General features: G+C 35.0%; 7 protein-coding genes. 3 read left to right on the top strand and 4 right to left on the bottom strand.

Annotated elements, in window-relative coordinates:
- Window positions 1-22: 22 nt before the first annotated feature.
- Window positions 23-3,334: a SusC/RagA family TonB-linked outer membrane protein gene (locus OQ292_RS17010; RefSeq protein WP_284683341.1), complete on the bottom strand. Its 3,312-nt coding sequence runs from the start codon at window positions 3,332-3,334 to the stop codon at window positions 23-25.
- 296 nt (window positions 3,335-3,630) lie between these two features.
- Window positions 3,631-4,773 carry a TIGR03364 family FAD-dependent oxidoreductase gene (locus OQ292_RS17005; protein ID WP_284683340.1) on the bottom strand — a complete coding sequence of 381 codons (1,143 nt, stop codon included), beginning with the start codon at window positions 4,771-4,773 and terminating at the stop codon, window positions 3,631-3,633.
- A gap of 548 nt (window positions 4,774-5,321) precedes the next feature.
- Here OQ292_RS17005 and OQ292_RS17000 point away from each other — a divergent pair.
- On the top strand, window positions 5,322-5,699 hold the full coding sequence (locus OQ292_RS17000) for a hypothetical protein (protein ID WP_284683339.1): 378 nt from the start codon (window positions 5,322-5,324) through the stop codon (window positions 5,697-5,699).
- Here OQ292_RS17000 and OQ292_RS16995 read toward each other — a convergent pair.
- Window positions 5,694-7,436 (bottom strand): M23 family metallopeptidase, encoded by a 1,743-nt coding sequence (locus OQ292_RS16995; protein ID WP_284683338.1) that lies wholly within the window; start codon window positions 7,434-7,436, stop codon window positions 5,694-5,696. The two genes, OQ292_RS17000 and OQ292_RS16995, sit on opposite strands and share 6 nt — an antisense overlap.
- Window positions 7,437-7,954: 518 nt before the next feature.
- Between OQ292_RS16995 and OQ292_RS16990 the strand changes: the two genes are divergently transcribed.
- A complete protein-coding gene (locus OQ292_RS16990; protein ID WP_284683337.1) occupies window positions 7,955-8,926 on the top strand; it encodes a hypothetical protein in 972 nt (323 codons plus the stop codon).
- A 33-nt stretch (window positions 8,927-8,959) separates the two neighbouring features.
- Here OQ292_RS16990 and OQ292_RS16985 read toward each other — a convergent pair whose 3' ends face one another.
- Window positions 8,960-9,517, bottom strand: a complete 558-nt coding sequence (locus OQ292_RS16985; RefSeq protein WP_284683336.1) for a hypothetical protein — start codon at window positions 9,515-9,517, stop codon at window positions 8,960-8,962.
- A 227-nt stretch (window positions 9,518-9,744) separates the two neighbouring features.
- Here OQ292_RS16985 and OQ292_RS16980 point away from each other — a divergent pair, with 227 nt between their 5' ends.
- Complete coding sequence (locus tag OQ292_RS16980; RefSeq protein ID WP_284683335.1) at window positions 9,745-11,484, top strand: FAD-dependent oxidoreductase; 1,740 nt, start codon at window positions 9,745-9,747, stop codon at window positions 11,482-11,484.
- Window positions 11,485-11,501 lie beyond the last annotated feature (17 nt).

Raw genomic sequence — 11,501 nt, 5'->3', positions numbered from 1 at the left:
CTTAAGTTGAGAGAAAGGAAAATTAGAATTTGAAGCTGAGGTTTAAACCATAACTTCTTGTGCTAGGGATAGACATATCTTCTACACCGGGAACAACTGCACCACCACCCGTGTAAGAAAGCAATTCAGGATCACCATGATTAAAATCGCTCCACAATAATAGGTTTCTACCTACTACAGATACTTTCATACTTCTGATAGGAGTATTTTTAAACCATTGGTTTGGTAGATTATAACCAAGTCTTAACTCTCGAAGCTTAACATAAGTAGCATCGTACATACCTTCAGACTCATTTTCGCGCTTGTATCTTTTATTGTGATATGCTGATGCTGCCACTACCACATCATTTTCTTCGTAACCGATTACATTTCCTTCTCCATCCAATACTTCTTTTACACCATCGGCAATTACACCATCATTTAAATCGCCTCTTGGCAAACCACTGTCTTTAATTCCCGGATGAGCTCCACCAAATTCTACATCTCTTCCCCAAAGAGTTTCTACTACATTACCAGAAGTAGCTGCAATTAATCTGGTGAGAGACATAAGCTCACCACCTTGGCGCCAGTCAAACAAAATATTTAATGATAAGTTTTTGTAGGTAAACTCATTGGTAATACCCATGGTAAAATCTGGATTGTAATTACCCAAATAGCGAAGATCGTTTGAAGCAACAGGCAAACCTTCTCTCAAAATTAAACTACCATCTTCGGTCTCAAGAAAACCTGTACCATACATATCTCCCATACTTCCACCAGATGTAGCTCTTAATGTTACACGGTTAGAAGCCAAATCGTAAGGTGCATCTAAGTCTTGGATTTCATTGTCGTTTTTAGCAAAATTGATAAATGTTCTCCACTCAAAACCAGTAGAAAGTCTTACCGGAACTGCTGACAACATCAATTCAACACCCTTGTTTACAATCTTAGCCGCATTAATTGTACGTTGTGTGTAACCAGAAGTAATTGGAGTTTCTACCTGAATAATCTGGTTTTGAGAAGTACTGTGATAATACGTAAAATCTAAGCCTAAACGATCTCCAAAAAATCTCACATCAGCACCTACTTCATAAGAGTTTTGGTCTTCTGGTAATATCTCTGATGAAGTTAAGCTTGTACTTTCTGTTACTACCAAATTGTCTCCCCATTGGTCACCAAAAGTGAATTGACTTTTGTCTGTTACAAAATAAGGATCGGTATCGTTACCCACGTTTGCCCAACCAGCTCTTACTTTTAATAAAGAAATCTCAGCCGGCAAAGCAAAAGCATCAGACAAAACTGCACTTAAAGAAACGGATGGGTAAAAGTAAGAATAATCTATACCGGTAAGTAGCGCGCTCGACCAGTCATTTCTGGCTGTAATATCTAAAAAGATCATGTTCTTATAAGCAACCTGACCAAAGCCAAACAAGCTATTAATCTGCTTTCTTGGGCGGCTAATGGCTGACTTAAGCGCAATATCTGTATTATTAAATGTATATACCTCTGGAATTACTAACTGATTATTAGAGATCGCATGGAAATGATTGACTTGTTGCATTCTGTTTCCCCCAAAAGATGCTGAGAAGTACCAATTATCGTTTGCTACGCTTTTTTTATAGCTTAAAAGGAAATCTGTATTTACCTCTCTATAATTGATTTTATCTTCTCTATACTGCCCATAAGGGAATCTTTGTGTACTAAATGCTCTTTTAATTTCTCTTAATTCATTAGAGTAATCTGTACCAGCTCTTACCATTAGACTTAGGTCTGGAGTGATCTCGTAAAGTGCTTGTACATTACCAATAAACCTGTTTTTGTCGAGCCCATTGGTGTTTTCATACATGTTAAAGTAAGGGTTATCGTGGTAGTTATAATTGTAGTTGTATTGCTGTCTACCTTCTAAACCTTTTTGCCAGTAATCTTGCAAAGAAGCCATATTTACTTGTTGGCCAAACCAAGTAAATAAATACATTACACTTTCGGTACCGTAACTATTCGCATGGCGGTGATCACTATCAGTTTTAATGTAATTTGCTTTAGCCTTAATTGTCAGTTTGTCGAACAGTTTGTAATCTGTACTTAAAAAGAAATTGTTTCTTCTTAAATCGGTATTTGGTGTAATACCTTTAGCATCCATATTGGTATAAGAAAGCCTGAAACTTCCATTATCATTATTACCATGGATAGACACACTGTTATTAATAGTTCTGCCAGTCTCAAAAAACTGATCGATTAAATCTCCATGATCTTCAAAAGGTGTTGGCGTAACATCTCCTCTTTTAACCAAGTTTACACCCTTAGGACCAAAAACATAGTTGGATGGATCGTGCACATCACCACCTCTTACTCCATTGGTAGTTGGAGAATCGAACTGCTTTATTAGCTGGCCATCCATTCTAGGCCCCCAACTTTCATCTACGCCATCATAAGTACCATTACCAAAACCATCAGTAAAGCTAAACTCTTCATTTTTACCTTGTCCATACACTCTTTGGTATTCTGGTGAAGCTAAAACAGTTTCGAAAGTGATATTAGAGTTTACATCTACACCAAACTTAGCACCTCCTTTTCCACTTTTTGTTGTAATTAAAACTACACCACCAGCTCCTCTTGCGCCATAAAGTGCGGTTGCCGTCGCCCCTTTTAGTACAGACATCGAAGCTATATCATCTGGATTAATTTCGGCAGCACCATTACCGTAATCCAGTTTCATATTATCGGCAATGCCAGAAGAGTTGGTTCTCATGTCTGTGTTGTTATTAATAGGAATACCATCTACCACAAACAATGGTTGGTTTTTACCAGCTAATGAAGATTCTCCACGAATAATAATTCTGGAAGATGCCCCTAAGCCAGAGCTACCATTAGAAACTTGTACTCCGGCCACTTTACCAGAAAGTGAATTTACCAAGTTGGTTTCTCTGGCTTCTGTAATATCTTCGCCTTGTACTTCCTGTACCGAATAGCCAAGTGCTTTCTTTTCCCTTTCAATACCAAGTGCGGTTACTACCACCTCTTTTAGCTCTGTGTTATCAACCTCTAGCTGTAGGTTGATGCTAGACTGGGCTCCTACCAAAATCTCTTGGCTTTCATATCCTACATAAGAGAAAATAAGAATATCTTCATCTGAAGAAATATTTACTTTATAATTACCATTAAAGTCACTTACAGAGCCTCTGGAAGTGCCTTTTACGAGAATACTTACCCCTGGTAGCACCTCGCCATTACTTTCTGTAATCGTTCCGGAAATTGTTCGATCTTGTGCAAAGACAGATACTGTGGGAAACAATAGAAAAAATATGGTAACAATTTTTAACAAACAGTTACCACCACTTAGTAGTGAGTTTTTCATAAATTTGAATGTTTTTAATGAATGAGAATTTGTTAAAACACAATTATTTAGGGGTTAAACTTTCCTCATTACTTAAGTTAACCCTGGATAATTTTCTGGCCTGAAGATGTTGCCGCATTTTCAGGCCTTCTTTTTTTTAGTCGGCTGAAAGAGTATTACAAATTTGCTAATTTGGGAGGTTGCTTATTATGGAGAAGGCTTTATAAAATCTTTAATTTCTTAGAATATGCATACAATTTAAATACAATCAATTAACATTAACAAAACAAATGATTAATATTTGGTATTAAAAAGTCTTATTTTAGTAAGTCTCTGATATTTTCTTCTGCTAGACCAAACGAAAGCGTCATTCCATTGCCTCCCAAGCCCGATATTATATGTACGCCATCTTCTACTTCATCTCTAAAAAATAAACCATCGGAGTGCTTAGCATACACACCAATCCATCGCTTTGTTATTTGTGGATTTTGCAAGTGATACACTTTTTCTAGTTGCACTAATATTTCTGTATTAATTTGTTCGTCGATAAACGGATCAACACTGTTTCCATAGATATGTGAGTCACCTACAATAAATTCACCATCTAATGAGGCACTTAATAATACATGAATCCCCTGCTTTATCGCCTCAGATGATTCTTGGTGTAATCTGTTGGATAGTTCTTCTAAAGACATACAATGCCTGAAAGAGGCATAATGCATTAATGTAAGCCCTCCGGAAATTGTTGGAAGATTTTCTGACACATTGTTATCAGCCTTCACTTTCATCATCTGAAGCTTGCACTTAAGCATATTTTGCTTAGCAAAAGTTTCAGGATATAATATAGAGAATTCATCACCACTACACATAAATACCTTTTTGGCTTTCCACATGTACCTACCAGCTAACACATAAGGCATTTCTATTCTCGAAACAGCCTTACCATACACTATTTGAACATTGTATTTTTCGGTTAATAATTTGGCAATGGCAGCAACTGCTTCTAGTGGATTTACTTTCATTTCGGTGGTACTGCTCAATGCCCCTTTTATATGATTTGGCACATAATTGCCCAATTTCTCTTTTACCTTTTGAGCTGAGTCAATTTTGCAGTTGTAGCCATAGCTGTATGCATTTTCGTAAAATTCTGCAAGCACGTTCATTTCTTCTTCACTGCATGCCAATAGCATTGAGCCATTTCTATTTAGCCAAAAGCCAGCTTCAACTGACAAACTTTGCCAAATTTCACGGCTTTTCAGTGCCATAGTAAGTGCTGTTCCTGGAGCCTGACCTATCGGCCAGATTAAACCAAAATTTCTAACAGAAGCACCAGTTGACTGCATGTCTTTTTCTACAACAACTACTTTATATCCAGCTTTTGCGGCAATGTATGCATGTGCTAGCCCTATAATACCAGCACCTACTACCAAAATATCCGTTTCCTGTGTTTGCATCTCCATTTTTTAGGTATTTTGCAAAAAACTCATAAAATGCCATAAAAACAGACTTGCCTGTTTTATTAAATTATGAATAACTTATTAAGTAATTTTAAATCAATCGAACATTAATACCCATAATAATCGTTTAATTAAAAACTGCTTAACAATTAGCCTTTCCATAAATTTTTTTAATGACATTTTTTAAACAAGATACAATACAAAACCTAACTATGAATCATAGAATGATTTACCTCTTAGCAGCTATTTTACTAGCAGGACTTGGCATATACTATTTTTTATTTGAAAGAACTAACAGCAGTTGGTGGATGATACTCTTGGGCGGAGCCGTCTTTAATATGTATCTAGCATGGAACACTCGAAAAGAAAACTCGTAAATTAACTATAGACAATAAAATTAAATGAATACATAATTGTATATATCTTATATGAGAGTGAATTTCTAGTTCATTATTTTGTTATAGTACAAATCATTATCAATATTCACTCTGGTGAACCATACTAATCTTGCTTCTAGCAATAAGTATTTTTAACAATAAACCTAAAACACTTTGAATAATATAACACAAAACTCAGTAAAGCCCGTAAACTTTGGCAAAATTTGGGAAAACTCGGGAGGTAGAAAAAAGTTTCTGATAGATATACTCAGTTCGATTGTAGACGGTCTTAGAGACTACCCTGTGCTAATTAATGATGCTGTGAATAAAAAGCAATACGATGAATTAAAAAACACCTCCCATAAGTGTAAATCATGTATCAATTATCTATTTCATGATGAACTAAACAACTTGCTCGAATCATTAGAAGAAGATGGCAAGCAAAAAAATATAAACGCGGCCACTACTGAAAACATGGAAAGACTTAAAGTAGTAACCGGTTCTATCCTACCAGTTGTACAACAACATCTCAATCAACTAGAAAGATTATAAAAAAGAGCGATAAACTCTTTCGTTTCCAGCATTATCTTTCACTCTTAACTCCAAAGTTCCTTTTAGTGGCTTGCTTTTGTTGAGTCTTTCAGACCAAATAAGACCTTTGCGATAATCGTATTGCATAAGCAACCAGTCACCATTTATAGTTGCTCGAAAATCGCTAATACCAGAAAGTCCATCACCGATTCTGCAAACAAAACTAGAGGCATCTCTGCGAATTACTCTTAAAGAAGGCATTACATTATCTTGTAAAAAAACAAACCTACCAAAGCTTCTGGTTTTAAAAGTGATTTTACCATCTTTCCATTCTCCACCCACATAACTTGGGTGATTGCCTCTCCTGCTTAAGCTATACATCTGGTAACTATTATCAATTTCTCTATTAGTTGGTTTTATAGTGAATGATACTGGTGCAAACAAAGGAATATCTTCATCACCAAAACTATAAACCTTGTTACTTGCATCTGTACTCATTTCAAGATACAAGGTATCGCTCAATGCATTTTGTGGTATTTTTACTTCTGCAATGTCATTAAAATAAGTAGTGTTCGCAAAAGGCATAATTGTATTCACATAATTATTTTTTATAACCTGAGCATTACAAATTACCGAATCTGGCAAGCCTAACCTCATATCCCATGTAAAAAAGCTTTCTCCACCAACTTTATAATCAGCCTCAATTTCTACAGGCTCAGTTTCATCTTTAATGTATACAGTTGCAGTGGGAGAATAAGCAGAAAACACATAGGTATTTTCATTAAGTAAATCGTCATCTGTTTTGGGCAATGGAACTTCAGGGGTTATGTTTTGTGGTGCACCTTGCAGGTTTAATTCAATTTTTGAGTGATTATCATAAGAATCGTATAAATGAATTACAACCTTATATAAACCAGACTCTGGCACTGTAAAAAAACCGCTTGACGGACTTTCATCGTAAAACGGCAACAGGTTTCCATCTACCTTATAGCACCTTTGAAAGCGCTTATAGGTTTTTTGCCAAGTTTTATAATCTACAAAGAGGTTAATCATTCTGGTAATTTCGAATGGTACTAAACCTATCTCATGGCGGTAAATTTCTTTGCCGTTTACCTCCATAACCACTTTGTTAATACCATATGTATTGCTAGTCATATTGGCTCGGTCTATTCCTTGAAACTCGATGCCAACAGTGCCATGCGCTTTAATTACAGCCCTGTTTGTATAGGTATTTCCACTGCGATAAAGAGGCAACTCAAGCCTGCCAAAAGTGCCATTAATTCTACTTTCAGGATTTTTAGGTACTATAGCAACTCTAGAAGGAATTGGAGCTATATTATCTCTTATTTCATTAAAATTATATTTTAAGGGGTTCATCACTGCATCATCATTTCTTCTTATCTCAAAATGTAAATGCGGACCACCAGAACTACCCGTATTGCCAGAAAAAGCAATTACATCGCCCTTTTTATAGCGAAACATATTTTCATCTGGAAAAATATCAAGCTCAAATTCTTCTTCTTCGTAGTGTTTTTGGAGTTTGTAGCTTTCTAATCGATCGTCGAAACTTTTCAGGTGACCATATAATGTTCTTGAACCATCGCGATGCTGCATATACAAAGCCCTGCCATAACCTCTGGTAGATACTTTTATACGATAAATATATCCATCTTCAGCAGCGTATACAGGTAAGCCTTCTACCCCTTCTGTTTTAATATCTAAACCACCATGAAAATGCCCCGGTCTAATCTCCCCCATACTACCAGCTAAAAAATTCTGTCGTCCGGGTTTTATAGGAAAAAGATAATTAAGTGGTTCACCTTTAGGTGCTTGCGCACTTAAACATGATGGATTTAAAACAAAAAATAAAATTACTATTCCTGAAATTGTTTGTGAAAAAGATGAAAAAGGAAATTTAGCACGACACTTTATAATCATTCCGAAACAAGAAAAGATTTGAAAAAATGAGTTGATGAAATTATTAAAAAATTGATATCTCAAAGAAAAAAACCGATATAATCTCAAAGATTTATTTGTGATCATATTACGATTGCAAACTTAATACTTAATTTTAACCTTTACTTTTTAGTTGTAATTTTCATGCAACTTTAAGCAATGAATAAGCCAAGCTGTTTTACTAATAAGTAAATGATTTAATAACACTAACTACTAAAAACATGAAAACAATACATATAAAACCAATAACTAAAACAGCTTCCTATCGGGCTTGAGCTCCCTAAATTTTAAATTAAAACAAACTATTAGCCTTTTTTTGCATGCCTAAGAATATTGCTTTAGCAACATTTTGGTTTTGTTTTTTGCTTTTGCCTCTATGGGTTAAAAGTCAGTCTATTCCTGCAGATGAAGAAAATGTGCCTTATCTGGTAACATTTGGAAAACAGGCAGAAAGCAGTTACGGTGATAATGACAACCAACAAGTATTTTTTGTAAATATTCCCGCAGAATACCAAAAGCCATTTTTTATAAGAGTTTTTGATCCCGATACTGGCGGATCGATTGATGAGCAAATTGGGGAGTTTGATACTCAGTCTAACTTCTCTATATATGGTGGTAGTGGTACATTTACAAACAGAGATATGTACAGAGCTCCACAACAAAGCGGTACCCTATTGAGTAGCAGAACATTTGCAAATAACCCCGCCAACGATGGACAATGGTTTAGCTTTGGTCCTTTTAATCCACTTCAAGGCGAGATGGTAAATGAAATGGAGGGTTATATTTTTAAAATTACCTGCACCGGCCTACAAGGCAATGATGGAAATCTATACAGGTATTTTGTAAGCACAGACCCCAATGTAAACCGAAGTGTAGAGGGTGCTAATGCATTTACTTATCAATATACATTTAGACTACCCGAAACTCCTGGTGAAACGGTACACATCTATCCTTATGTAACTAAAGATGTAGTCTCAATTAAACAATATAATTACGATTTTGATAGTGATGGTTTAATTCATATTGTTTCTATGAGTAAAAATGGGGAAGCTATGGCTGAGTCTGGAAATGGGGAATGGCAAAACAGTACCCATATGATTACAAAGGAGGAACAAAACACTTCGCTTGACATCAGATTTATCAAGTCTAAAAACAGTACAAATACCAATAATAATCTGGTATTTTACATCACCAATCAATACGGGGTACAGTTACCTTTTTACACAATACCAATTGGTGGAATTCCGAGATATAAATATAAAATCTCAGTAAAAAGAATAAACAGGAACTAAAAAACACTTTAGCTCCTGTTTGATCTATATATGCTACTCAACAACTACAACTAAAAAATGTCCGTTTTCCCAAAATTTGTCTTTGTTCAGAATTCTTAGTTCAGAGTACTCTCCTTTATTAATTTTATAAGAAGAAGCATCGTGAAGCGTAAGCATTCTTTTTAATACTCCGGGAATTCTGATACTAGAAGTACTATCAGAATTTACCTGAAGAAACATTTCCATTTCTTCTCTGTTATAACTCTCGGCTTTTTCGTAAGACCATTTTCCACCTCTTTGTAAAAGGCCATCACCTGCAAGGTCTGCCAAAGTACCCCATGCTATAAATGCATCAGGGAAATAATCATCATTTTCTAAAATTGGGGTGTCAGAAAAACTGGCATATTCTGCAGCCACTTTTTCCTCATTTGCTTTTATCTCTTGAGTGTTATACAACAGAAACTTTCTGTTACCTTGATGAGCGCTTCCGCTATCAACATCTTCATAGGAGACTAAATTACTCATATTGCTACTTACAAAAGTGCTTTGTGAGTGAGAAATTAAAGACACACACATCGCTGAAATAAGAGTAATTATAAAAGGAAATTTCATTTGTGATAAAATTGGTTTACAAAAGAAATTTAAAAAATTAGTGCCAAAACTCTTATATGGGCTACAAGCCCTACAGAGGGGTAAAATTACAAAAGCAATCGTATACATTCACAACAAAGTGTGGAAAGTTTCCACAACTTTTAAAGTCATATTATTTTATGATAAATATCATTAAAAATGGTTTATAGCTTCTGTTACTTTACTAACTTAAGAATATAGTGCTATTTATGGAAAAAAGAATTATTATAGTTGGCGGTCTTTCTGCAGGTCCTTCTGCTGCTGCAAAAGCAAGGAGAACAGATGCTAATTGTGAAATCTTACTTTTTGAAAAAACAGACAGAATTAGTACAGCAACTTGTGGTATTCCTTATGCTCTATCTGCAAAAGAGAATAAGTTAGATCAATTAAGTGTAGTAGATGCTGAACTATTAAGAAGAAGATTTAACATAGAAGTATATTTAAATGAAACTGTAATTGATATTGATACTACAATAAGAGAGGTTATTACTTCTTCAGGTAGAAAATACCAATATACAGAATTAATTTTTGCTACAGGAGCATCAGCCTATACACCTCCTATTGAAAATATAGAAAATTGTAATAATTGGAGCCATTGTAAATCTATTACAGATCTTAAAAAGATTTATGATGATAAGGTGCTTGAAAATGCCGAACACATTACTGTACTAGGTTCAGGGCTAATAGGTATAGAAATTACCGAAAACCTATGCAAAGCAGGCAAAAAAGTGAGTCTTATAGAATTGCAAGATGATGTACTCCCTATATGGGATACAAAATTTAGTAAGATGACTTATAATGTACTTAAAGAAGTAGGTGTAGATATTAGAACAGGTACAATTATAAGCAGCATCGATCCTGTAAAAAGAGAAATACAATTAAATGATGGCAGCAAGATTAACACAGATTATCTGTTGGTATCAGTTGGACTTAGGCCTAATACAGAACTATTACTTGCCGAAGGAGCTGAACACCTAAAAAATGGAGCATTAATAGTAGATGAGTACATGCGTACAACTTTGCCTCATGTATATGCAGCAGGAGACTGTGCCAGTATTAAAAACCTGATTACTAATGAATACGACTACTTTCCTATGGGTACGCACTCTAACAAAGGTGGTAGAGTAGCTGGAGCAAATGCTGGAGGAGGTAATGAGGTGTTTAAAGGAGCTTATAATACAACCATTGTAAAAATATTTGACTATACTTTGGCTAAAACCGGTATGACGGCCAAAATGCTAAAGTCTAAAAACATTCCTTTTGAATCTAGTTTTTTTGTTACTTCTGCTACTCCAACTTTTTATCCTAATCCGACTGATTTATTTATAGAAATATTTTATTCTCCTGATAGTAAAACCATACTTGGTGCACAAATTTTCGGTGAAAAAGGGGTTGATAAAAGAATTGATGTGTTAAGCACATGTATTTATGCAAAGTTAAAAATGGATGATCTTTCGCAGTTAGATTTGGCTTACGCACCACCCTATTCTCCAGCAAAAGATGCTGTAATTACATCTGGGTTTATAGGGACAAGAGATATTGCAAAGAGTATTGAAGATATAGACCCTGTAAATCTCAAATTAACTTTAGAAGAACTTAACACAGACAACCAGTTTTTAATTGATGTTAGAAACCCTGATGAGTTATATAAACAAGGAATAATACCAGGAGCAATAAATTATCCGCTAGACGACTTAAGAGCAAGATTAGACTCTATACCGAAAGAGAAAAATATAATTGTATATTGCCAAAAGGGATTAAGAGGTTATGTTGCTGCTCTAATATTAAAAGCCTATGGTTTTAAAAGTGTAAAAAACCTTGCGGGTGGTTTCCTATCATGGAAAATGCTCAACTCACCAATTGAAGCATATTTAAATGACAATGGTAATGACTATAAAAAAATCACACAACAAGATTCAAATGGGCTTACTATCCAAAAAATAGAGTAAGCCCAAACTCTTATTTA

Source organism: Chondrinema litorale (genome assembly GCF_026250525.1).
Taxonomy (GTDB): domain Bacteria; phylum Bacteroidota; class Bacteroidia; order Cytophagales; family Flammeovirgaceae; genus Chondrinema; species Chondrinema litorale.
The sequence above is the reverse complement of the archived record's forward strand: the minus strand, read 5'-3'. Positions and strand labels throughout refer to the sequence as shown.